Source organism: Luteolibacter sp. Populi (genome assembly GCF_040801775.1).
Lineage (GTDB): Bacteria > Verrucomicrobiota > Verrucomicrobiia > Verrucomicrobiales > Akkermansiaceae > Haloferula.
Genome location: NZ_CP161812.1, coordinates 4,475,208 through 4,496,867 on the forward strand (window position 1 = coordinate 4,475,208; position 21,660 = coordinate 4,496,867).

Annotated in this window: 20 protein-coding genes; 10 read left to right on the forward strand and 10 right to left on the reverse strand. The window is 64.0% G+C overall.

The annotated features are described in order from the left end of the window. Positions 1-12: 12 nt before the first annotated feature. Positions 13-1,392, reverse strand: a complete 1,380-nt coding sequence (locus tag ABWK72_RS18200) for an FAD-binding oxidoreductase (protein WP_367870993.1) — start codon at positions 1,390-1,392, stop codon at positions 13-15. 71 nt (positions 1,393-1,463) lie between these two features. Here ABWK72_RS18200 and ABWK72_RS18205 point away from each other — a divergent pair, with 71 nt between their 5' ends. After that, positions 1,464-2,651, forward strand: coding sequence for an FAD-dependent oxidoreductase (locus ABWK72_RS18205; RefSeq protein ID WP_367870994.1), 1,188 nt, complete (start codon positions 1,464-1,466; stop codon positions 2,649-2,651). 247 nt (positions 2,652-2,898) lie between these two features. Here the strand turns inward: ABWK72_RS18205 and ABWK72_RS18210 are convergent, their stop codons facing one another. Together ABWK72_RS18210 and ABWK72_RS18215 are read right to left on the reverse strand one after the other, a co-directional pair. Continuing rightward, on the reverse strand, positions 2,899-3,072 hold the full coding sequence (locus ABWK72_RS18210) for a type II toxin-antitoxin system RelE/ParE family toxin (RefSeq protein WP_367875356.1): 174 nt from the start codon (positions 3,070-3,072) through the stop codon (positions 2,899-2,901). A 72-nt stretch (positions 3,073-3,144) separates the two neighbouring features. Beyond that, the gene (locus tag ABWK72_RS18215; RefSeq protein ID WP_367870995.1) at positions 3,145-3,351 is read right to left on the reverse strand and encodes a type II toxin-antitoxin system prevent-host-death family antitoxin; all 207 of its coding nucleotides are present in this window, start codon (positions 3,349-3,351) and stop codon (positions 3,145-3,147) included. A 465-nt stretch (positions 3,352-3,816) separates the two neighbouring features. Here ABWK72_RS18215 and ABWK72_RS18220 point away from each other — a divergent pair, with 465 nt between their 5' ends. Both ABWK72_RS18220 and ABWK72_RS18225 read left to right on the forward strand, forming a co-directional pair. Then, complete coding sequence (locus ABWK72_RS18220) at positions 3,817-4,071, forward strand: CopG family transcriptional regulator (protein ID WP_367870996.1); 255 nt, start codon at positions 3,817-3,819, stop codon at positions 4,069-4,071. Then, positions 4,068-4,511: a type II toxin-antitoxin system VapC family toxin gene (locus tag ABWK72_RS18225; protein WP_367870997.1), complete on the forward strand. Its 444-nt coding sequence runs from the start codon at positions 4,068-4,070 to the stop codon at positions 4,509-4,511. The genes ABWK72_RS18220 and ABWK72_RS18225 overlap by 4 nt, the downstream gene beginning before the upstream one ends. 99 nt (positions 4,512-4,610) lie before the next feature. On the opposite strand, the gene ABWK72_RS18230 is transcribed toward ABWK72_RS18225, so the two are convergent. Next, positions 4,611-7,472, reverse strand: coding sequence for an aconitate hydratase (locus ABWK72_RS18230; protein WP_367870998.1), 2,862 nt, complete (start codon positions 7,470-7,472; stop codon positions 4,611-4,613). A 174-nt stretch (positions 7,473-7,646) separates the two neighbouring features. On the opposite strand from ABWK72_RS18230, the gene ABWK72_RS18235 reads away from it, so the two are divergent. After that, positions 7,647-8,006, forward strand: a complete 360-nt coding sequence (locus ABWK72_RS18235) for a hypothetical protein (RefSeq protein ID WP_367870999.1) — start codon at positions 7,647-7,649, stop codon at positions 8,004-8,006. 34 nt (positions 8,007-8,040) lie between these two features. Here ABWK72_RS18235 and ABWK72_RS18240 read toward each other — a convergent pair whose 3' ends face one another. From ABWK72_RS18240 to ABWK72_RS18250, 3 genes are all read right to left on the reverse strand, one after another. Further along, positions 8,041-8,676 (reverse strand): gluconate 2-dehydrogenase subunit 3 family protein, encoded by a 636-nt coding sequence (locus ABWK72_RS18240; protein ID WP_367871000.1) that lies wholly within the window; start codon positions 8,674-8,676, stop codon positions 8,041-8,043. Positions 8,677-8,688: 12 nt separating this feature from the next. Then, a complete protein-coding gene (locus tag ABWK72_RS18245) occupies positions 8,689-10,473 on the reverse strand; it encodes a GMC family oxidoreductase (RefSeq protein WP_367871001.1) in 1,785 nt (594 codons plus the stop codon). A 517-nt stretch (positions 10,474-10,990) separates the two neighbouring features. Further along, positions 10,991-11,752 (reverse strand): NYN domain-containing protein, encoded by a 762-nt coding sequence (locus ABWK72_RS18250; RefSeq protein ID WP_367871002.1) that lies wholly within the window; start codon positions 11,750-11,752, stop codon positions 10,991-10,993. Between the two features lie 142 nt (positions 11,753-11,894). Here ABWK72_RS18250 and ABWK72_RS18255 point away from each other — a divergent pair, with 142 nt between their 5' ends. Then, positions 11,895-12,485 carry a LysE family translocator gene (locus ABWK72_RS18255; RefSeq protein ID WP_367875357.1) on the forward strand — a complete coding sequence of 197 codons (591 nt, stop codon included), beginning with the start codon at positions 11,895-11,897 and terminating at the stop codon, positions 12,483-12,485. Between the two features lie 51 nt (positions 12,486-12,536). On the opposite strand, the gene ABWK72_RS18260 is transcribed toward ABWK72_RS18255, so the two are convergent. Together ABWK72_RS18260 and ABWK72_RS18265 are read right to left on the reverse strand one after the other, a co-directional pair. Next, entirely contained in the window at positions 12,537-13,220 is a 684-nt protein-coding gene (locus ABWK72_RS18260) for a L,D-transpeptidase (RefSeq protein WP_367871003.1), read from the reverse strand. A gap of 66 nt (positions 13,221-13,286) precedes the next feature. After that, positions 13,287-13,742 carry a hypothetical protein gene (locus ABWK72_RS18265; RefSeq protein WP_367871004.1) on the reverse strand — a complete coding sequence of 152 codons (456 nt, stop codon included), beginning with the start codon at positions 13,740-13,742 and terminating at the stop codon, positions 13,287-13,289. Positions 13,743-13,864: 122 nt separating this feature from the next. Here ABWK72_RS18265 and ABWK72_RS18270 point away from each other — a divergent pair, with 122 nt between their 5' ends. Then, positions 13,865-14,149, forward strand: a complete 285-nt coding sequence (locus ABWK72_RS18270) for a 4a-hydroxytetrahydrobiopterin dehydratase (RefSeq protein ID WP_367871005.1) — start codon at positions 13,865-13,867, stop codon at positions 14,147-14,149. A gap of 54 nt (positions 14,150-14,203) precedes the next feature. Here the strand turns inward: ABWK72_RS18270 and ABWK72_RS18275 are convergent, their stop codons facing one another. Beyond that, complete coding sequence (locus ABWK72_RS18275; protein ID WP_367871006.1) at positions 14,204-14,677, reverse strand: nucleoside deaminase; 474 nt, start codon at positions 14,675-14,677, stop codon at positions 14,204-14,206. A 395-nt stretch (positions 14,678-15,072) separates the two neighbouring features. Between ABWK72_RS18275 and ABWK72_RS18280 the strand changes: the two genes are divergently transcribed. The 4 genes from ABWK72_RS18280 to ABWK72_RS18295 are packed head-to-tail and all read left to right on the forward strand — an operon-like array spanning position 15,073 to position 21,625. Beyond that, the gene (locus ABWK72_RS18280; protein WP_367871007.1) at positions 15,073-16,521 is read left to right on the forward strand and encodes a hypothetical protein; all 1,449 of its coding nucleotides are present in this window, start codon (positions 15,073-15,075) and stop codon (positions 16,519-16,521) included. Continuing rightward, positions 16,518-18,266, forward strand: coding sequence for a hypothetical protein (locus tag ABWK72_RS18285; protein WP_367871008.1), 1,749 nt, complete (start codon positions 16,518-16,520; stop codon positions 18,264-18,266). Before ABWK72_RS18280 ends, ABWK72_RS18285 begins: the two co-directional genes overlap by 4 nt. A gap of 60 nt (positions 18,267-18,326) precedes the next feature. Then, entirely contained in the window at positions 18,327-19,895 is a 1,569-nt protein-coding gene (locus ABWK72_RS18290; RefSeq protein WP_367871009.1) for a hypothetical protein, read from the forward strand. After that, positions 19,892-21,625 (forward strand): hypothetical protein, encoded by a 1,734-nt coding sequence (locus ABWK72_RS18295; RefSeq protein WP_367871010.1) that lies wholly within the window; start codon positions 19,892-19,894, stop codon positions 21,623-21,625. Before ABWK72_RS18290 ends, ABWK72_RS18295 begins: the two co-directional genes overlap by 4 nt. The last annotated feature ends 35 nt before the right edge of the window (positions 21,626-21,660 follow it).

Here is a 21,660-nt window from a genome sequence, read left to right on the forward strand (position 1 = left end):
AGGGAAACCCTTTCAAACGGCGGGAAGCCGGACGCTCTGGGGATGCCGGATGCGGTCGCCCGGATCGAGCTTCGCCTTGAGTGCCTGCAAGCGGGCGTAGGTCCCGCTGAAGTAGGCATCCTGCCAATTTTCCAGCCGCGGGTCGGGGTAATTCCGGTAGTGGCGGCGGATGCCGGCGGCGGCCAGGGCTTGGCGAACTGAGGCGTGCCCGGCGGCCAGCTTCGCGGGGATTTTGCCCTTCTCCCAGTATGCCTGCAGCTCGCCGAGGAAGGGGAATCCGCGGTGCGGATAGGCGGACGCCGCTGCCCGGGTGATCGCGCCTCCCAGCGTGTTCACTTGGAAGATCAGGCCGGGGGTCTCGCGGACCGTCGCGCAGATCCCGGCGGCGGCGGATTGGAGATCGGCGAAGCTGCGGTAGAAGCCGGCGGAGACGTTGTCGAAGGGCAGGGGGCCGGGGCGGCCCTCGTAGCGGCCGATCGAGCTCGCAAGCGGCTTGGTGAGGGAGCCCTTCGAGGAGAGGCCGGCTTGGGAAAACGATTTCGTGGCCGCGGCGAAGGCGGGGCCGTCCGCGGATTCCGTCGAGGTGAGGAGGACGGTCGCCTGGCTGCCATTCAGGATCACGGCGGAGAAGCAGGGATCAGGAAGGGTGGCCGCGATCTCGAACCAGCGTTCCAGAAGGCGGGCGAGCCCGGAGGCATCGAGGCCCTTGGCCGTGAACTTGCGGGTGGCCAGGTTCGGCGGCGCGGCTTGGGTCTCGAAGGTGAAAGAGGTGGCGATGCCGAAGTTGCCATTGCCGCCGCCGCGGCAGGCCCAGAGCAGCTCCGGTTCGTCGCGCGAGTCGCGGATCTCGCCATTGCCATTGACCATCCGGACTTGGGTCAAGTGATCGCAGGTCAGCCCGAACTCGCGGGAAAACAGGCCGTAGCCACCGCCGAGGGTGAGGCCGGCTAGACCGACGCCGCCGCAGGACCCGGCGGGCAGCAGGCGTCCGCGCGCGAGCAGCCATGAGTAGCAATCGCGGAGCTTGAGACCGGGCCCGGCGCTGAAGCGGTAGCTGCCCTGCTCCAGGAGCCGGTTGTTCATCCCCGAGAGTTCCACCACCAGTCCGCCCTCGTTCAGGCTGAAGCCGTGGAAGGCATGGCCGCCGCTCTTCACCGCGACCGGTAGGCCGGCGTCCTTGGCATGGCGGACGGCTGCGACCACGTCCGCCTCGGTGCGGCAGCACGCGATGAGTGCGGGCTTGAGGAGAATGCAGGAATTGAAGGGACGGCGGGCGTCCTCGTAGCCCGCGTCCGCCGGTTGCAGGTAGCGGAGCGCCGGCTTTTCCGCGGCCCATGCCGGGAGTGACGCGATTGAGAGGCCCAGAAAGCTGCGGCGGGAAAGAGGCGACACCGCGGCATGCTCCCACGCCCGATGCCAAAGACAAGCTTGCCGGGTTGCGTCGTAGGTGAAGCATCCGCCGGGTGAAGGAAGGGCTGCGGATTTCCGTGATCGGCTGCGGCTCCGCAGGACCGGCGGCGGCGACTTTGTTGCAGCGGCAGGGCCATCGGGTGACGCTTTTCGAACGCGCTCCAGCATGCCGTCCGGTCGGTGCGGGCTTCTTGCTCCAGCCCTCCGGAATGGGGGTGTTGAAAGAACTCGGCATTCTCGAGCAGGTCTTGGCCCGGGGCGCGCGGGTCGAGCGCCTGCACGTGGTGGACCGCGAGGGGGATGACGTGCTGGACCTCCGCTATTCCGAGCTTGGTGAAGGGCTGTTCGGCTTGGGACTGCACCGGCCGGTGCTGTTGCACCACTTGATCCGGACGATGGAGGAGGCGGGCGTGGAGACACAGTGGGGCCGCGAGATCTTAGATGCCCGGCGGGAGGGCGGAAAATGGGAGCTGCGCTTTGCCGATGGAACGGTGGAAGGCGGCTTCGATCTGCTGGTGGCAGCGGACGGCGCGCGCTCGGTGCTGCGCGGCAAGCTCGGCTTCCGCGGGACCGACCGCGGCTATCCGTGGGGCGCACACTGGTTCATCGGCGGGAATCGCGGGGCATTTCCGGAGAGGGAACTGTTCCAGATTGTGCACGGCACCCGGCGCTTGTTGGGATTCCTCGCGACCGGCACGGAACTGGACGGCGGCGAGCCCTTGGTCAGTCTCTTTTGGAGCATCAAACTCGCGGACGATGCTGCGATCCGGGCCCGCCCGCTGGAGGCGTGGAAGCGGGACATCCTCGACGTGTCCCCGAGGGCGCAGCCGCTGCTCGATCAGATCACGGACTGGAGCCAGGTCCTAACAGCCCGCTACGGCGATGTCGGCATGAGCCGCTGGCACGGCGAGGGCGTGGTGCTGCTTGGCGATGCGGGGCATGCGATGAGCCCGCAGCTCGGCCAAGGGGTGAATCTGGCGCTAGCCGATGCCTCTTGCCTCGCGAGATGCGTGGCTGAGTTGCCCCTTCAAGCAGCCTTGGACCGCTACAGCCGGGAGCGGAAGCTGGCCCTGTCCTACTATCGCCTCGCCAGCCGTCAGCTCACCCCGTGGTTTCAATCCGACCACGAATGGCTGACTCCGCTGCGTTCCGTCTTTTTCGGCCTCACCCGGCATCTTGCTCCTGCCAGGAAGTTCATGACGCGGACGATGGCGGGGCTGGTGGGCGAGGGCAGGAAGTGATCCGGACGCCACCGGGGTACAAGGGTAGGCCGCCAAGGTCCCACCCCTGGCGGCCTGAATCATTTCCGTTAGACGTCCACACCCATGGACAAGGAAGCTGATTTTGTGCTGTTCACCCTTACATGAAAACTCACGTCAAACGCGGTCTTCAGGGTCATAGACTCTTCAGTAACCGAGACGTTCAAAGGTTCTGAATTTTTTTCCAACCTCTCAGTGTTGCACGTAAAAAACTCGTCGAAAGGCCCCCTCATTCGTAAACGTCACGCCGGTGACGCACCCGATAGACCCTCACGACGCGGATCGAATCGGCAATCTCGTAGAGAATCCGGTAATCTCCGACCCTCAGTCGCCAATCTGCTTTTGACCGACGAGTTTCTTGGCACCGGCGGGCCGTGGCTCGGTCGCCAAAGTCCGGAGAGATCGAATCACCCGATTGTGAACCTCTTCCGTCAAGCGCCGCAGATCTTTCTCCGCGGCCCGCTCTATAAGGATCTCATACACCGGATTTGCGGCGCTCCGCGAGGTAGCTCTCAAGCGGCCTAAAGGAGAGCGTTTTGGCGCGCGCCTTCTTCAAGCAGGCGGTGTCCTCGGCATCTTCCAGACGTTGGAGCAGGCGCTCGTATTGAGCGATCGGGAGAATCACGGAAACCGGCTTTCCGCCGCGCGTGATAATCTCCGGTTCTTTCTCCGCTTTCTTCATATGCCTACTGTAGCTCGGCTCGGGCTAATTTCGCAACGCGTTTCAGCGCATGAGAAGGGTTCCACCCTCCGCCGGAGTTCCCGGAGAGCATTTCCCGGCGCCCTCCCACAAAGCGGCGCGCCACGTGTACAAGGGTAGGCCGTCAAGGTCCCACCCCTGACGGCCTGAATCATTTTCCGTTAGACGTCCACACCCATGGACAAGGAAGCTGATTTTGTGCTGTTCACCCTTACATGAAAGCCACGCAGAGCGCGGTCTTCAGGGTCATAGACTCTTTAGGAATCCAGACGTTCAAAATCTCTGTCGGATTTGTTGGCGAACTTGATGGAGTTTCAAGAAGGGTCCGGCCTTTACCGCTCCAGCTCCGGAGAAGGGGTGAAAAACGGTAGCAGAGGCGCGTTCATGTTGGTCAGGACGGAGTGAGAGGGAATTGACCCGGGGGCAGACTGATGTAAGATTTACAGCATGACCCGGACGCAGATCCAGCTTCCCGATGAACTCTACCAACGGGCGAAACGATTTGCCGCGCAGCGTGAACTTTCGCTGGCGGAGATGACTCGTCGTGGCTTGGAGCTGTTTCTGGAGCGCTATCCTGAGGACGAAGCGCAGGACAAAACTTGGAAGCTACCTGTCGTAAATGGCGGAGGCATCAAGGTGCCGCTTGACCAGTTGCACGATATCGCGACCGCCGATCAAGGCCGCCCCAAAAAGGCAAAATGATCTCCATAGACACGAACATTCTCCTGCCGGCACTCGAGTCGAAAAACCCTCTTCATCTGAAAGCGGCATCCTTTGTTGAGACGCTGCATGAGCGGGACGATGTGGTGATCTCCGAATTTATCCTTCTGGAGCTGTATGTGCTTCTCCGGAATCCTGCGGTGCTTGCCAAGCCTCTGGATGGGACCGAAGCGGCGCGGGTTTGTGAAGCATTCCGGCGTCACCCCTCCTGGCAACTTGTCGGTTTTCCGCCGGATAGCCGCTTCTTTCACGATGCCCTCTGGCCAGCGCTGCGCGCGAAGCAGTTCGCTCGTCGCCGTGCCTACGATTGGCGGACGGCTCTTACCCTCCTCCGGAGCGGAGTGACCCAATTCGCCACGGTAAACGTGAAGGATTTCGAGGGTTTGGGATTCGCAAAGGTTTGGAATCCGCTGTCGGATTGATGCGGCAAGACAGCAAAGGGTAGCGTGTCATGAACAAAAAAGGCCGCTTCCGGGTAGGAAGCAGCCTTTGAAGGGTGGCAACTGGAGTGTTGCGAATGCTTACGCCTCCAGGATCTGATCCAGCACGTAAGGCAGGATCCCGCCGGCGAGGTAGTAGTCGACTTCTGCCGGGGTATCGAGGCGGACCTTCAGCGGGAACTCGATGCGCGAGTGATCCGGCAGGTGCGCGATCAGCAGGGCGTCCTGCATCGGCTTCAGCTCGCCGCCGATGCCGGTGATGTCGAAGCGGGCTTCGGTGAGGGACTTCACGCGGTCGTAGTCGTCGCTGTGGATGAAGTTCAGCGGCAGCACGCCCATGCCGATCAGGTTCGAGCGGTGGATGCGCTCGAAGGACTTGGTGACCACGGCGGAGACGCCGAGCAGGCGGGTGCCCTTGGCGGCCCAGTCGCGGGAAGAGCCCATGCCGTAGTCCTCGCCGCCGATGATGATCAGCTTGGTGCCGTCGGCCTGATAGGCCATCGAGGCGTCGTAGATGAAGGTCGGCTGCGCGCCGTCCACCGCTTCGATCTTCTGGTCGGGGGCGGAGACTTCGCCGGTGCCGAAGTATTGGGTGTAGCCGCCTTCGATGCCGGGACACATCAGGTTCTTGATCCGGACGTTGGCGAAGGTACCGCGGGTCATCACGCGGTCGTTGCCGCGGCGTGCGCCGTAGGAGTTGAACTCGGCCTTCTCGACGCCGTTTTCGATCAGGTATTTGCCCGCGGGCGAGGTAGCCTTGATCGACCCGGCGGGCGAGATGTGGTCGGTGGTGACCGAGTTGCCGAAGATGCCGAGCGGGCGGGCATTGAGGATGTCACCCACCACCGTCGCGCCGCCGTCGAAGAAGGGCGGGGACTGGATGTAGGTGGAGGACTGATCCCAAGCGTAGGTCGCGCCGGTGCTGCCGGAGATTTCGGCCCACTTCGGATTCGCGGAGTCGAGGTCGCCGTAGAGCTTCTGATAGACGGCGGGCTTCAGCGCGGCGGCGAGCTGGTCCTTGACCTCCTGGTGCGTCGGCCAGAGATCCTTGAGGAAGACCGGATTGCCGCTCTTGTCATTGCCGAGCGGCTCGGTGGTCAGGTCGAGATCGACGCGACCGGCCAGGGCGTAGGCGACCACCAGCGGCGGGCTCATCAGGAAGTTCGCCTTGATCGAACCGTGGACGCGGGCCTCGAAGTTACGGTTGCCGGAGAGCACCGAGGCACAGACCAGACTGCCTTCCTGGATCGCGCCCTCGATGGACGGATGCAGCGGGCCGGAATTGCCGATGCAGGTGGTGCAGCCGTAGCCGACGGTCTGGAAGCCGAGCTGGTCGAGTTCCTTCTGCAGGTTGGTGGCCTCGAAGTAATCGGTGACGACGCGCGAGCCGGGAGCCAGCGAGGTCTTCACGTAAGGAGCCACGGTCAGGCCGAGCGCGTTTGCCTTCTTCGCCACGAGGCCCGCGGCGATCATCACGCTCGGGTTGCTGGTGTTGGTGCAGGAGGTGATGGCGGCGATCAGGATCGAGCCGTGGGCCAGCTCCAAGTCGACGGGGCCGTTCGGGAAGAGATCGGGATCCGGGGAATCGGGAGTCGGCCGGTTCGTCACCATCTCGACTTCATTGCGCGGGCCGCCTTCGAAGGGCTTGTGGTTACCATCGGTGGCAAGCAGCGAGTCCACGGACACGCCGGCCTTCTCGCGCATGGTCAGCTTCACCCGCTTCTCGCGCTGATCCGCGGCGAGGCCGAAGCCGCCCGCCGAAACCGGAGCGGTGAAGAGCGTGTCGAAGCTTTCGCGGAGAGCGGTGACGTCGATCCGGTCCTGCGGGCGCTTCGGGCCGGCGACGGACGGGACGATGGTCGAGAGATCCAGCTCGAGCAGGTCGGTGTATTCGCAATCGCCCTTGTCGGGAATGCCGAAGAGGCCCTGCGCCTTGTAGTAATTCTCCACCGTGGTGCAGAGCTCCTCGGTGCGACCGGTGCCGCGCATGTAGGCGATCGTCTCCTCATCGACCGGGAAGAAGCCCATGGTCGCGCCGTATTCCGGGGCCATGTTGGCGATGGTCGCACGGTCGGGCAGGGAGAGCGCCTTCGCGCCGGGGCCGTGGAATTCCACGAACTTGCCGACCACGCCGTGCTTCCGCAGGACTTGGGTGATGCGCAGGGTCAGGTCGGTGGCGGTCACGCCCTCGGCCAGCTCGCCGTGGAGGTAGACGCCGACGACTTCCGGGACCAGGAAGGTCACCGGCTGGCCGAGCATCCCGGCTTCCGCCTCGATGCCGCCCACGCCCCAGCCGACGACGCCGAGGCCGTTGATCATGGTGGTGTGGGAGTCGGTGCCGACGAGGGTGTCCGGGTAGTAGACGCCATCCTTCGAAAGCACGCCCTTCGCCAGGAACTCAAGGTTCACCTGGTGGACGATGCCGATGCCCGGAGGCACCACGGAGAAAGTGTTGAAGGCCTGCTGGCCCCACTTCAGGAACTCGTAGCGCTCGCGGTTGCGGATGAATTCGATCGCCATGTTGCGATCGAGCGAGAACTGGGAACCGGCGAAATCGACCTGCACCGAGTGGTCCACCACCAGATCGACCGGCACCAGCGGCTCGATTTTCTCCGGCTTGGCCCCGCGCTTGACCGCGGCATCGCGCATGGCGGCCACGTCCACGAGAAGCGGCACGCCGGTGAAGTCCTGGAGGACGATCCGGGCGACGGTGAAGGGAATCTCGTATTCACCCGGGGTCTTGGCGTCGTAGTTCGCCAGATTGGCCACGTCCTTTTCGGTCACCTTCCGGCCGTCCACACAGCGCAGCACCGATTCCAGCACGATCCGGATCGAAACCGGCAGCTTGGCGAGGTTCGGGAAGCCTTGCTCGGCCAGGGCCGGGAGCGAGTAGAATTTGCCGTCGGCTCCGGAGCCGGTTTTGAAGGAACGCAGGGTGTCCATGAGGTAGGATAGAATGGATGGGCACGAAGCGAAGGCGGCAAATTGCCGCTTCGCGCGCGGGAGCTTAGGAGAGGGGGATTAAATGTCAAAACGCTTCCCCGCCCACGGAAAAAGCGGGAAATCGGACGGGATTGCAGGTTGAGCAGCGGCGGTGCCATGTCCTAGGCTTGCGCCATGCAAAGATGGCTGGCGCTGCTCGGGATGACGTGGATTTTGGCTTCCTGCGGCGGCACCGGCATGCCGGCGGACGGAAACATGGCCAGCGGCGGCGATCCGGAGGTGGGCGGGATCTCCGAAGTGCCGAACCCGACCCCCGAGATGGCAGCGAAGAGCAAGACCTCGCTCGACGTGCTGAAGCACGGAAATGCGACCTACATCCTTCAGTGCGGCCAGTGCCACCACTACATGCTGCCGAAGAAGGTGGAGACCGAGGATTGGCAAGAGGTGATGCCGAAAATGATCCGCCACGCCGGCCTCGAGCCGTCGGACGAGAAGGCGGTGCTGGCCTACGTGCTGGCGGTGAAGGCGATGTGAGCCGAGGGGCGCGAGACGCCCCCCCCTCCTTGGGCTAAACCCCCTCCAGCCCCAGGATCTTGATAATCTCATCCGGCACCCCCGGATAGGGTCCGGCGATCGGCACGTTCCCCACATACCCGAGGCTCTTCCACGTCGCCGGGTGCGTGTAGTAGCCGCCGAGGGTTAGCATGCGGAGCTTCTTGAAGAAGCGCGCGCCGTAGGCCAGCTCGGGCGGGGCCTTCGAGGCATCGCAGATGCTGTCGAGGATCGCCGTTTGCTGGTCCGGGGTGACGGCCGCGAAGGGTTTGTCGTGGAGTTTCCAGGTGTGGGTATTGATCCAGGAAACCCCGCCGCGGATCGTATCGTGGTCTTCCCGGTTCTCCGCATAGGGAGCGCCCACCCACTCGTTCAGGAAATCATGGACGCCAATGGCCGAGGCCGCAGGCGAAGACTCATCCGCCGGCATGATCAGATCCACCAATAGGGCCAAGGTCGCGAGTTCGGACGCTTCCAAGGGCAGATCCCAGGGGATCTGCTTGGTGGTGTAGTCCGGATCGCTGAGCGGATTCTTGAAATGGCGGGTCAGCGGCTTCGGCGGCTCGGCACCCACCGGGGCCAGGGAGCCTGCGGCACTGGCAGCAGCCACCAGCTTGAAGATGCTGCGGCGGGAAATGTTGGATTCGTGCATGGCGGCGCTTGGTTAGATGTTGCCCTGCTTGAGCTCGTCCAGCAGGTAGTCGGCGGAGCGCCAGGCCAGTGCCAGCACCGTCAGCGTGAGGTTTTTATCGGGATTCGAGGGCAGGATCGAAGCGTCCATCAGGAACAAATTCTTCACGTCCCAAGTCTGGCCGAAGGAATTGACCACCGAGGTCTTCGCATCGCTGCCCATCATCGCGGTGCCGGCTTCGTGGATGATCTCGCCGGGCTTGTTCAACGCCTCGCGGCCGGGTCGTGGCGTCGCCTTGCCACCCATCGCCGTGATGAGTTCGGCGAAGGTGTTCTGCATGTGGGTCGCCTGGTCGATTTCGTGGTCCGACCACTTCCAGTGGAAGCGCAGGGTCGGAATACCCCATTGGTCGACGCGGGTCGGATCAACCTCGCAGTAGCAGTGCTCGTTCGGGATCATCTCGCCCCGTCCGGCGAAGCCGATGCCCGCGCCGAAGTAGCGGCGGGCCTCCTCCTTGAGCTTCTTGCCGTAAATGCCCGGCGAGGTCCCGTCGAGCATCCCCAGGGAGCCCATGCTCGGCATGTCACGACCGCCGCCCATCTCGATGTGGTAGCCGCGGGCGAAGCCGAGGGTCTCCTGGATCTTGTAGTTCCACCACGGGGTGTAGAGGTGCTCCCCGCCGGCCCCGTCCTCGTTGTAAGGCGGCAGGCTCTCCATCTGCGGGATGTGGCCGCCGAGCGCGGAGCCGACGCTGTCGGTCAGGTTCTTGCCGACCTGACCGCTGCTGTTGGCGAGGCCGTTCGGGAACAGCGCGCTCTTGGAATTGAGCAGGATCCGGGCGGTCTCGCAGGTGCTGGCGCTCAGGACGATCACGCCAGCCTTGGCGATGGAATCGACCCGCGTGAGCTTGTCCACGAAATGGACGCCGGTGGCCTTGCCGGTGGCATCGGTGATCACCTCGCGCACCATCGCGTCGGTGATGATGTCGAGATTCCCGGTCGCAAGGGCCGGCGGCAACAGGACGGTCGTGCTCTGGAAGTTCGCGCGGATCGAGCAGCCGCGGCCGCAGGGCGTGGCCCAGAAGCAGGCCGCGCGGTTCGACATGTCGTCGCCGACGATCTTTTGCGCCTTCGGGTTGTTAGGGAAGAGCTTCGCCGCAATTTCGGCCCCCTTCATCGGCTCGGTCAGCACCGCGCGGTGGATCGGAATGACCGGGATTCCCAAGCCCTTGCCGTATTTCTTGATCACCAGTTCGCAGGCCCGCGGCTTGGGCGGAGGCTGGAGCACGCCGGGCGAGGAATCGGGGGTGTTTTCCATGCCCTCGTTCGAGCCGTGGATGCCGACCATCATCTCGGTCTTGTCGTAATAGGGGGCCAGGTCCTCGTAGGAGATCGGCCAGTCGAAGCCGAGGCCATCGCGGGACTTCGGCTTGAAATCGTAGGGACCGAAACGCAGCGAGATCCGGCCCCAGTGGTTGGTGCGCCCGCCAAGCATGCGCGGCCGCCACCACCAGAATTCCTCGTCGGTGCCCGGCTTGTCGCCGTAGGGCTCGCCCGGGACCTGCCAGCCGCCGCCGACCGTGGCATCGTAGTGGCCGAAAAAGCGGTCCGCTGTGCCCTTGCCGCGCAGCGGCGCCTGGTCCGGCGTGTTGAACATCGGCGTCTCCTTCTGCGGGTCGTAGTTCCGCCCGGCCTCGATCATCAGGACCTTCACGCCGTTCAGGGCTAGAAGCATTCCCATCATCCCGCCTCCCGCGCCGGAGCCTACGATGATGACGTCATATTCGCGCAGGGATTTCCGGTCGGTGAGGATGGCCATGGGTTGAATCGGAAGCTACTGTTGGAGCGGTCGGCATGTTTCAGCACCGGGCGCGCCGGCCGCGACACCTCAAGCGTCGCGGCACCCCGGTTTCTATTTAACGTCCGGCGTCAGCAGCGGGGTTTACTTCGATTCTTCGCTTGAGGGAAGAAATCGGGTTGTCCCCTTTTTCGTGCTGACTGTGAACTTGCCGGATTCAGGAATCCCGCCAGACTCGAAAAGCAATGGTCCGGATTTTCGAGTCTCTCTGCGCTTCGGTCCTGCTTCTCGCGGCGTTACCCTTGTTCGTCTTCGCTTGGGCCGGACTGCGCTTTTCCGGGGTTCGGCCGCTCTTCGTGTTGCGGCAAGATCCGAGGTCTGCCGCGCCTGTTCCGCTTTTGGAATTCAACGCGCGCTCGAGCCCCTTCGGGCTTTTCTTACGAAGATTCTCCGCAGAAAAAGCCGCCTCACCCTTGGGAGTAGTGGCGGGCAAATACCGTCTCGCGGACATGATCGCTTCGATGAAATGGTCTTGAGATCACCCCTTCTTCGGCTTCGGGCGGACTTTTGCCTGCTGGCTCTGACGGTCGATTTCGAAAAGGTCGGTCGCCTTGATCAGATCGCTGAGCCGGCCGTACCCGTGGTTCCGGGAGTCGAAGTCCGGCATGAGCTTGAGAAGATTCGAACCGACCCCGCCGAGCGAGGCCCACTCGTCCTCTTCCCGGGTCACCGCCTCGATCGCCTTGCGGATGCCATTGATCAGCTTCTGGTCCTTCCTCAGCTCGGCCCCGCTTTTCTTCTGGATCGCGGTGCCGCTTCCCTCGCTCCCTGTGCCAGACTCGGAAATCGCGTTGATGACCTCCGTGTAAACGAATTTGTCGCAGGCGGAAACGAAGGGCTTCGGCGTCTTCTTCTCACCGAATCCATACACCGTAAGCCCCTGCTCGCGGATGCGCGCGGCCAGCCGGGTGAAATCACTGTCGCTGGTCACCAGGCAGAAGCCGGCGAAGCGCCCTGTATAAAGCAGGTCCATGGCATCGATGATCATGGCGCTGTCGGTCGAGTTCTTGCCCGTGGTGTAGCCGAATTGCTGGATCGGCTGGATCGAATGCTCGAGCAGGGACTTCTTCCAGCCGCCGAGGTTCGGCGTGGTCCAATCCCCATAGATCCGCTTCACGCTGGCCGTACCGTACGTGGCGACTTCCGCCAGCACCGAGGCGATGACCGACGCGGAGGCATTGTCCGCATCGATCAGGACGGCGAGCGGTTTCAGGGAGTTCTCGGACGATGAATCGGACATCGGGGGATTCATCCCGAATTCCGGCTTGAAGGGCAAACACCATCGAATTCCGGTTTCCGGCGGTGACTCGCGGCCGCTGGCCGGGCTAGAAGCTTGCGCAAGCGTGAGTGAGATCGGGGATTTGGCGGCGTTTGCAGGTTTGATGGCATTGGGGCAGTTTAGCCCGGGGCCGGATATGCTTCTACTGACACGCACCGCTTTGGCGGAGGGAGCGAAGGCAGGGGCCATCATGGCCTTCGGCATCGCGACCGGACTGGTGGTCCACACCTCGATCGCGGTGGGTGGTCTGTCGGTGGCCTTCCAAAAGAGCCCGGTCCTCCACCGCTGGATCTCGTGGTTCGCGGCGGTCTACCTCGGGTGGCTCGCGTGGTGCCTGCTGCGCTCCGCCTTTTCCGCGCCGCAACCGGTGGCCGGGCCGTCGCAGATTCCTGCCGCATCCTTGCGGCGGCATCCCTACGTCCGCGGCCTGCTCTGCAATCTTGTGAATCCGAAGGCGGTCGTCTTCCTCGCCACCACCAGCGCCCCCTTCCTCGGCGGGCCGCGCCCGGCGTGGTGGCCCTTCGCCATGATCGGCTTGGTGGTCATCCAGGGCGGAGTCCTGTGGGCGCTCTGGGCGCGGCTTTTGCAATGGGCCCCGCTGCGCGGCCGCTACGAGCGCTCGGCCCGCTGGATCGATGGCATCTTCGGCCTCGCCCTGATCGCCCTCGCGCTCAAGCTGCTGCTTTGGGAATGAAAAAAGCCCCGTCCGCTCTTGCGGACGAGGCCTTGGAAAACGAAAGCCGCTTTACTCGAATTGCGCCGCCTTGTGCTGCGTGAAGTAGCCGTCGCCGACGTACATGTTGCCACCGTAGTCCGGCAGCGGGCCGGCGTCGGGAGCCAGCTTGATCTTACCCAAGGTCGAATCCTCGGGCTGGCTGGAGGCGATGTTCACCTGGGTGCCGACCTTCACCAACTGATAGAACTTGGGCGCCAGGTTCTCGTGCATGCGGATGCAGCCGTGGGTGCAGGGCGTGTGCTTCACCCAGCCGGTGTGGAAGCCGTAGTTGGCCTTGAATTCGCACCAGTAAGGCATCGGCGTGCCCTTGAAGGACCAGCCGCCGGGCTTGCTGGAGAGCATGGTCTTCTTCACCTGGTTGCCGGAGTAGGCGTAGCCGTGGGTGTTGGCGCGGTGCTTGTGCTCCTTCTTGAAGATCGTGAAGGTCCCCGATGGAGTGCGCGAACCCGGGGCACCCACGGAAACCGGCATGACCAGCAGCGGGCTGCCGTTTTCCATGACGTAGACCATTTGCGTCGAAAGCGAGACCTTGACCTTCACCGCGGAAGGGTTGGAAGGCTTCTTGGCCGGGCGGTCGTAGGCGTGGTAGGCCGCCAGCGAGCCGGAGCCCGAGCTGCTGGTGGTTTGACAGGAAGAAAGCAGACCGGCCGCAAGTGCGGCCCCGGCGAGCAGGATGGGTCGGATGAGTTTCATGATGGCAACGTGGCCGCTACCATCCCCGGATCTCCGCCGAGTTCAAGTCTCCAAACCCGCGGCTTTTCAGCGGCTCTTTTCCCAGGAGCTGACCCGGCCGTTGCGGAATAGCACCCGTGCCCGCAGGTAGGGCGCGTAAACCACCTCCTGACCGTAACCGTAGCTCGGATAGTAGCCATACGGGCCGCCGTAAGGGCCGAAGCGCCCGCTGCCCCAGCCGAAGGCTCCGAAGTAGCCGTAGGCATTGCCACTAACCGGAGTCGTGGACGTGTAGTCCCAGCGCAGGGTGCGGGCACCGGTCTCGCTGCCCTCATACTCCCGGGTGGCGCGGCCCCAGGCCAGATAGACGGCCTCGGTGCCCATGCCCTTGTCGATCTGCCCTTGGCTTACCAACTGCTTTTCCTTGCCGGAGAGTCCCTCATACACGGCCGGCTGCGCGGCGATTCGCGAAGCCGGGGTGGAAGGGGCGCAGGAGGCAAGAAACGCGGCGGAAAGAGCGGCGAGCGGTAGCAGCCAATTCATGAATCCAGCGATACACCCGGAGTCGTCCCGCTGCAAACCCCGGCCATCGCGAAATTACGGCGCAAACTCGCTTGCCAAGCGAGAATCGGTGAACGCAATCTCCCTCCGCAACTTCCCTCGCCATGTCTGACCTGCTCGAAGACGACGATCTTACCGCCGCTCTCAAAAAATGCCCCGAGTGGGAGCATGAGAAAAAAGCCATCACCCGCACCGTCGAGTTCGAGGAGTTCATGGAGGCGATCGATTTCGTCAATGACCTCGCCGAGATCGCTGATGAAGCGCAGCACCATCCGGACATCCGCATCCGCTACACCAAGGTGACCCTCGTCCTGACCACCCACGATGCGGGCGGCGTGACGGAAGCGGACATCGAACTCGCGCAGCGGATCGACAATCTGGTGGACTGATTTTCCGAGCCTCCCAGCTCTTTGCGAAGGCCCGCTCATGGCGGGCTTTTTCAATCAATAGGCCACCCGTTCCGGGAGCGCCAGGTACTCGCCTAGCAGCGCTTTTGCCTCCGCCGCCGCGAGCTCCTCGCACGGCATTTCCCTTTCGGCGGGCGGCAGGGTGAACTGACGGTAAAATTCGCGGTCGTCGAAGCCGATCGCGGCGGCGTCCGTGATACTGAAGCCGTAGTAGATCCTCCCGATCCGCGCCCAGTGGATCGCGCCCAGGCACATCGGGCACGGCTCGCCGGTGGTGTGGATTTCACAGCCTGCCAGGCTGAAGCTTCCAAGCCGCGCGCAGGCCTCGCGGATCGCCACGATTTCCCCGTGGGCGGTAGGGTCATTCGTGCCGACCACCCGGTTGTAACCCTCGCCGATGATCTCGCCATTCTTCACCACCACCGCGCCGAAAGGACCGCCGGCACCGGAGTTCATGCCCAGCCGGGCAAGCTCGATGGCGCGGTGCATGAATCGGGAATCGGCAGGCATGGCGTGCTCTCTAGCGGATCGCGTGCCGGACCGGAAGCCCGCTTCGCGGTAGGGAATGCCTCCGCCTGCCTCAGCAAGGCAGGGACCTTTCTCCGAAAGGTCCGGCGGCGGACGGCTTGAAGCCCCGCTACGATGCCGGTTCGGATTGGAGCGCCGCCATAAGCCGGACCGCTCTCCGAGCGGTCCCTGACTTAAGACCGCCTCTAAGCGCCGTTTTCACAATGCCTCCCTTGCCAGCATCCACGGGCTCCGCTAGCAGATGATAACAGATGGAATCCCGCGCCTATCTTTTGCCGGTTCTCGCAGGCTTGGGCCTTGCCACCGGTTTTGGCGTCAGCCGTCTCGGCGGAGGCCCCGGGACCTCCATGGCAAATCCGGCGGAAGCGGCATCGCCCATGCCAGCCAAAGGCGGCGCTGCCAGTGGCAAAGACCCGGCGGATCCGAAGCTGACCCTGGTGAAGCCCGGGCCCCTGCCGAAATCCACCGATACCGTGGAGAGCTTGTTGCAGCTCGAACGCGGCCCCCTCTACGCCCGCCTGGGCCTGTGGTTGCTGGATGCTTCCGAGGAAGAGATGACCGCCTTTTGGGAGGGCTACTACCAGCGCGAGGACCCGAACGACACCATCAAGGACCTGCTCTTCACCCAGTGGGGGAAGAAGAACGCCGCCGGCATGCTGGAGATGGCGAGACGCACCGGCTGCGAGATCCCGGCCATGTGGTCGTGGTCGATGAGCGATCCCCAGGGGATGCTCGCCTACATCGAGGGCAAGCCCGAGCGGATGCGGAACTTCGGCCTGCGTGGCCTCGCCTACTTCCACCCGGAACTCGCCCGCCAGATGCTGGAGCAGGACCCGAAACTGCTGAATACCTTCGAGATGGAGCAGCTCGCGGAGAGACTCTCCGGCGGCGATCCCAAGGCGGAGATGGAGTTCATGACCAAGTACCGGAACGACGAGTACTACGCCAGGCAAGGGTTGAAGAAATGGGCGGCGCAGGATCCCCACCGCGCCTTTGAATGGCTGACCGAGCACCCCGGCGAGGAGTATACCCGCAAGGAGTTCTTCGATACGGTGAAGAAGGAGCATCCGGACGTCCTCCCGGAACTGGCGGCCACGCTTCCCTCCGGTGCCATGCGGCGCGAGATCGAGGCGGCGGCGTTCGCGCATCTGGCGGAGACCGATCCGGAGAAGGCCGCGGAGGAAGCGCGGAAGATCGGGGTCCCGCGCCTCGCCGCGGAACGTCTCTCCCTGCTCGGCCAGTCTTTGGCTGCAGAAGATCCGGCGCGGGCTTTTGAGATCCTTGGCGAGATCTTCGAGAAATGTCCCGACGCCGCCAATCGTCCGGCTTGGGTCAGGTATCCCGACGGCAGCGGCGGCGGCAGCAATGGCGTAACGGGTGTGTCCCGGTTCCTCGCGGCCTTGGCCGCGCATGACCCCCGGCAGACGATGCAAGCGGTGCTGGATCTGGAGATGCAGGACACCTCGCCAAGTGCTCCGACGCCCTACCATAGCTACCCTGCCTCACGACAGGTCGCTGGCTATTGGGCCCAGGGCGATCTGGAAGGCTTCTCCGCATGGTGTGAATCGCAGCACGAGCCCGGTCTGCGCGATATGGGTGCCAGCATGATCGTGGACCAGTTCCAGCGGCAGAATGATTTCACCAGCGCGGCCGGATGGGTCGCGCGGATCTCCGATGCGAACCGGCAACAGAACGCTTTGAGCAATCTCGTGAGTGGTTGGGCCAGTCAGGACCGCGAGGCTGCGCGCCGCTGGGTCGACCAAGCGGAGATCTCGGACCAAGCCCGCGAGTCCCTGTCACCGTACTTCCCCGAAACTCAGGAATGAAAGCGCCGCGCTCCCTGAAGCTTCCTGCGTCGGTCTTCGCGCTGTGTGCCATCGCCGGTTGGCTGGCCGGGCGGATGAATCCCGCGCACGATCAGGTCGATGGAAACCTTGCCGCCGGGTCCAAAGCGGCGAAGACCGTCCGCGGTAAATCCAAGTCCTCCGTGCCTTCCGAGGTGCTCGCCATGCTCGCGCCGGTCCGCACCGCGCAGACCACCGGCGAGCGCCTGAGGGCCACCATCCAACTCGCCGGGGACATCCCCGTGGCGGATATCGAAAAGTGGCTGAGCGCCCGCTGGTTCGATGGGTCGGAGGACATGCAGGAAAGCCTCTTCACCCGCACCTTGCTCTCGCGCTGGCAGGAGGAGGATCCGGCCGGGATGCTTGCCTTCTGCTTGCGCAAGGAGATACGGATCGCCTACGAGTTCGCAGGCGATTGGGCGCGGCGCGATCCTGTCGCCGCGCTCGCCTGCATCGGGCAGGAGAAGGACCCGCAGACCCGCAGCAGGATGCTTGCATACATGGGGAATCCGCTGGCAAAGGCGGATCCCCAGGCCGTCGCCGCGCGCATCGGCGATCTTTTCGCGGCTGTTGGGCCGGAGCAGGCCAATCAAGTCTCAGGCATGATCCGCGCGCTGGCGTCGTCGTCGCCGGAGTTGTTGAAAGCCGAGGCTTTGAAGTGGCCCAAGCTGCTCCAGGATGCCGCGAGAAACGGCCTCGCGGGTGCCTCGCTGAAGAAGGACCTCGTGCGCGGACTCGCCGAACTCGGCCGTCAGGAAGACGGCAAACGCGTCTTCATGGAAGTCGCGGGTGACGACAGCGAGTTGATGAAAAGCATAGGCCGCGATCTCGGCTCCTTGCCTCCCGGGTGGCTGGGTGACCTGGTTTCCCGGGGGGGTGGTGCCAGCTACTATCTGGTCCAGGACGATCCGGGGAAATGGCTGGATTCAGATCTGGCAGCGATCGGCCTCAACGAGAACCAAGCCCGGCAGCTCCGCAACTCGGCGCTCAGCCAGCTCGCATCGAAGGATCCGGAGAAGTTGAAGTCGCTCCTCGCGGGGCAAGAGTTGGGAAAGCAGGAGCGCAGCGGTGCCATTCAGTATCTGGTGGCACGCCTCGACAAGGATCAGGCGGAGGCATGGATGGCTGGCCTCAGCGACGAGGGCGATCGCGATGCCGCCAAGGCTGCTTTCGCTTTCAGATCGCAGGATGACGGGAATTCCATCACGCCCGCCGGCCTCTTGAGCGATTTGGCGGAGACGGGCAGGGATCTCAGCTGGGCGGAGTCGAGCGTCACCGGGAGATGGGGCCGCGAGCAGATGCAGGTTCTGAATGACGGATTCGATGCCTTGCCCGCTGACAAGAAGGCGCTGATCGCGGGCAAGTTCATCACGAACAATCAACGCGGCATCCCCATGGAGTTCAAAGCCAAGGCGCTGGACTATCTGCTGGCGAATCCCCCCGCGGCTTCAAGCGGGGAACCGCCTCGGGAACAAAACGGTGGTCAGAGGCGCGATCCTCTCGCCGTGGCCGCCTGCGACATTGCCGTCATCTGGGTGGAAAAAGATTCCACCGCCGCCGCGGACTGGGTCACCGGCCTGCCCTCGGGAAACGAGCGCCTCTGGGCCGCCAAGAACCTGGCCGCCCGCTGGGCTGAATACGAGCCGTCCGCTGCCAGCCGCTGGATCGCCGCCCTGCCCGCAGGCGAACGCAGCGAGGTGGAGAAATTCATGAAGGAGGGCCGCTAACCGCGATTCCGAATGGCCTTCTTGCCACACCACGCCAGCCCCGCTAGCAGATCATAACCGATGAAAACCCGCCATTATCTCTGGCTTGCCGTGGCCGGGCTAGGCTTCGCCACCGGCTTGGCGATCCCGCGGCTCCAGCGCGCCCCTGAAACGCCGGCGGTGGTGCAAGATGCTCCAACAAAAGCCCCCCGTAGCGGTGGCGGTAGAGGCAGCGTTCCAGCGGTATCGCTTCCTCCCGCCATCAGCCCGGACAAGCTGCCGGTCTCCACGGACAGCATGGAGACCCTGCTCGCGCTTGAGGGTCCGGAACTCTACACCCGCCTCGGGCTCTGGCTGCTCGATGCCTCGGAAGAACAGATGGCCGCCTACTGGGACGCCTACCACAAGAAGGGCGAGACCAACATGTGGATCAAGGACCTGATCTTCACCCAATGGGCGAAGAAGAACCCGCGCAGCCTGATCGAAACCGCCAAGCGTGACGGCGAGGAAGGCCCGGCCTGGTGGGCATGGTCGATGAGCGATCCGGATGCCGCGCTGGCCGCGGTGCAGGGCCAGGGCGAGACCATGCGCAATTTCCTCCTGCGCGGTCTCTCCAACTTCCATCCGGAGAAGGCGCTCAAGATGTTAGAGGCCGATCCCGGCCTCGCCAAAACCTTCGAAATGAACGAGCTGGCCGAGCATGTCGGCAGGAAGGACCCGCGCGCCGGGGTCGAATTCCTGATCAAATACGGCAACGAATACAGCATCGGCAAGATGCTGAAGCGCTGGGCCTCGAAAGATCCCCATGAAGCCTTCCACTGGTTAAGCGAACGCGGCAAGGACGAGACGATGCGCAAGGCCTTCTTCGACACCGTGGCGCAGGAGCACCCGGAAGCCTTCGGGGAACTCGCCGCCGGCCTGCCTGCCGGAGCCATGAAGCGCGAGTTGGAGGCTTCTGCCTTCGCGCATCTGGTCGAGTCCGATCCTGAGAAAGCGCTGGAGCAGGCGAAGAAAATCGAACTGCCGCTGCTGGCTGCGGAACGCCTCGCCCAGGTCGGCAAGGGCTTGGTGGATGAGCATCCCGAGCAGGCCTTGGAAACGCTCGCTGAACTGTTGAAGAAATGTCCCGATGCCGCTTACCGGATGAAGTGGACCCACTATCCGCAGGGCGGCGGGGGAGGCGGCGACGGCGTGCCGCAGGTCCGCGAGTTCCTCTCGCAACTCGCGGCATGGAATCCTGAACAAACGATGCAGGCCGTGCTGGAGGCGGAGAAGGATGGTCCCGCGGATAAAAGCCGCATGTACGGCGGCTATGGCCTGGGCTCCGATCAGGTCGCCAATGTTTGGATCGCGCAGGATTTACAGGGCTATTCCGCATGGTGGGAAGCCCGGCCGGATCAAAGCGCCCGTGACAAGGGTGCCGGGAATGCCGCAGGAATCCTGCTGAGCCAGCAGAACTATTCCGCAGCGATCGAGTGGAGCATGAAGATTTCCAACCCGAACCTCCAGCAGAACTCCCTTGGTAATACCGTCGCCAACTGGATGCAGCGCGACCGGGAGGCGGCCACGCAATGGCTTGCCGCGGCCGAGCTCTCGGAGGAGCAGCACAAGGCCCTCGAACCCTACATCCCCAAGCAAACGGAAGAATGAAGACGGCCCTGATTTCCGCGGCGATCTTTGCAAGCTGCCTGTCCGCCGGCTGGCTGGCGGGTCAGGCGAAGAAACCCGCGCCCGCCGGCGCGGCTGAAGCGGCGGCAGACGTCAAGGCTGCCAAAAGCCGGCGCGCCCCGCCTAAATCCAGCGTGCCGCTTGAGGTCACCGAGCGCCTCGCCCGGATCCGCATGGCCAAGACTCCGGAGGAGCGGATGCGGGCGATCATCCACCTCGCGCAGACCATTCCCCTGGGCGACATCGAGACCTGGTACGATTCCGAGTGGATCAATGAGGGCTCGGAGGACATGCAGACCTACCTCTTCTACCGGACCCTCCGCGCCCGCTGGCTGGCCTCGGATCCGGAAGGCTTGGTCAGCTACGCCATGCGCAAGGATAGCGATCGCTTCTACGAGATCTCCCAGGATTGGGCGGGTAAGGATCCGGCCGCGGCCCTCGCCTATCTGGACAAGCTCAAGGATCCGGCCAAGCGCGCGCGCGTGGCTTCGGCCATCGGCACCGCGCTGGCCAAGGCCGATCCGCAACTCGTGCTCTCCCGCATCCCGGAGCTCCAGAAATCCCTCTCGCCGGAGAACTCCTCCACGGTCTCCGAAATGATCCGCGAATTGGCCAAGTCCTCGCCGGAGCTCTTGAAGGCACAATCTGCGAACTGGCCGGATTCCCTGCGCGATGCCGTCGCCCAAGGTCTCGCGAGCGCTTCGCTCAAGCGCAACCTCGCATCGGGGATCGCCGAACTCAGCCGGACGCAGGACGGCAAACGTTTCTTCAAGGAGGCGCTGCAGAACAATTCCGAGTTGATGAAGGAGATCGCCAAGGATCCCGGGATGCTCCCTCCGGGCTGGCTCGGTGCCGCGCTGGAGGGCGCGGGGGGCTACTATCTGGTTCAGGGCGATCCGCAGAAATGGCTCTCGATGGATTTAAGCGGGCTGGCTCTCACCAGCCAGCAGACCCAGCAGATCCGGTCCCAGGCGATCAGCACGCTCGGTTCGAAGAACGTGGACCGCCTGATGGAACTGTTCGGCTCCGGGGATTTGGACGAGTCCCAGCGTCGCTCCGCCATCTATGCGCTCGGCCAGAATTTACCCGCTGACAAGAAGGCCGCCTGGTTGGCCAGCCTGACCGATCAGAACGAGATCGACATGGCCAAGCAGGCGGTCGCATCCCGCAGCAGCCGGGCGGAGGGCAAGACCGCCACCCCCTCCACCCTGCTGGCCGACTTGGGAGAGGGGGAAACAGCGATGACATGGCAGCAAACCCGAGCCGCCATTTCCTGGGACCGCGAGCAGATGAAGTCTTTGGTCAGCGAATTCGCCGCCCTGCCGGGCGAGCAAAAGTCGGTCGTCGCGAAGAAGCTGGTCGAGAGCAACTACAGTGACCTCCCCGTGGACTTCCGGGCCCAGGCGATCGGATATCTCATCGCGAATCCGGAGCCCAAGCCGGAGAACGGCACCCCTCAGGAAGGGAATCGCCAGCTCACCCAGAAGGCCTCCGATCTCGCCTCGCGCTGGGCCGAGGAAGATCCGGCTGCCGCCAGCAAGTGGGTCGCTTCCCTGCCCGCGGGCGATGAGCGGCTGTGGGCGGCCAAGAACCTCGCGGCACGCTGGTCGGACTACGAACCGGCTGCCGCGGAACGCTGGCTCGCCGCGCTGCCCTCCGCCGAGCGCAAGCAGGTGCAGGAGTTTCTGGAGAGCGGTCAGGCCAAGCACTGAGCCGGAAATTTGCGTGGCCATACCGGTCACATCGC

Excerpts from the sequence above, each read along its gene's own strand:
- ABWK72_RS18215 (WP_367870995.1), bottom strand. The coding sequence starts at position 3,351 with ATGAAGAAAGCGGAGAAAGAACCGGAGATTATCACGCGCGGCGGAAAG.
- ABWK72_RS18220 (WP_367870996.1), top strand. The coding sequence starts at position 3,817 with ATGACCCGGACGCAGATCCAGCTTCCCGATGAACTCTACCAACGGGCG.
- ABWK72_RS18225 (WP_367870997.1), top strand. The coding sequence starts at position 4,068 with ATGATCTCCATAGACACGAACATTCTCCTGCCGGCACTCGAGTCGAAA.
- ABWK72_RS18230 (WP_367870998.1), bottom strand. The coding sequence starts at position 7,472 with ATGGACACCCTGCGTTCCTTCAAAACCGGCTCCGGAGCCGACGGCAAA.
- ABWK72_RS18235 (WP_367870999.1), top strand. The coding sequence starts at position 7,647 with ATGCAAAGATGGCTGGCGCTGCTCGGGATGACGTGGATTTTGGCTTCC.
- ABWK72_RS18240 (WP_367871000.1), bottom strand. The coding sequence starts at position 8,676 with ATGCACGAATCCAACATTTCCCGCCGCAGCATCTTCAAGCTGGTGGCT.
- ABWK72_RS18245 (WP_367871001.1), bottom strand. The coding sequence starts at position 10,473 with ATGGCCATCCTCACCGACCGGAAATCCCTGCGCGAATATGACGTCATC.
- ABWK72_RS18250 (WP_367871002.1), bottom strand. The coding sequence starts at position 11,752 with ATGTCCGATTCATCGTCCGAGAACTCCCTGAAACCGCTCGCCGTCCTG.
- ABWK72_RS18255 (WP_367875357.1), top strand. The coding sequence starts at position 11,895 with ATGGCATTGGGGCAGTTTAGCCCGGGGCCGGATATGCTTCTACTGACA.
- ABWK72_RS18260 (WP_367871003.1), bottom strand. The coding sequence starts at position 13,220 with ATGAAACTCATCCGACCCATCCTGCTCGCCGGGGCCGCACTTGCGGCC.
- ABWK72_RS18265 (WP_367871004.1), bottom strand. The coding sequence starts at position 13,742 with ATGAATTGGCTGCTACCGCTCGCCGCTCTTTCCGCCGCGTTTCTTGCC.
- ABWK72_RS18270 (WP_367871005.1), top strand. The coding sequence starts at position 13,865 with ATGTCTGACCTGCTCGAAGACGACGATCTTACCGCCGCTCTCAAAAAA.
- ABWK72_RS18275 (WP_367871006.1), bottom strand. The coding sequence starts at position 14,677 with ATGCCTGCCGATTCCCGATTCATGCACCGCGCCATCGAGCTTGCCCGG.
- ABWK72_RS18280 (WP_367871007.1), top strand. The coding sequence starts at position 15,073 with ATGCCAGCCAAAGGCGGCGCTGCCAGTGGCAAAGACCCGGCGGATCCG.
- ABWK72_RS18285 (WP_367871008.1), top strand. The coding sequence starts at position 16,518 with ATGAAAGCGCCGCGCTCCCTGAAGCTTCCTGCGTCGGTCTTCGCGCTG.
- ABWK72_RS18290 (WP_367871009.1), top strand. The coding sequence starts at position 18,327 with ATGAAAACCCGCCATTATCTCTGGCTTGCCGTGGCCGGGCTAGGCTTC.
- ABWK72_RS18295 (WP_367871010.1), top strand. The coding sequence starts at position 19,892 with ATGAAGACGGCCCTGATTTCCGCGGCGATCTTTGCAAGCTGCCTGTCC.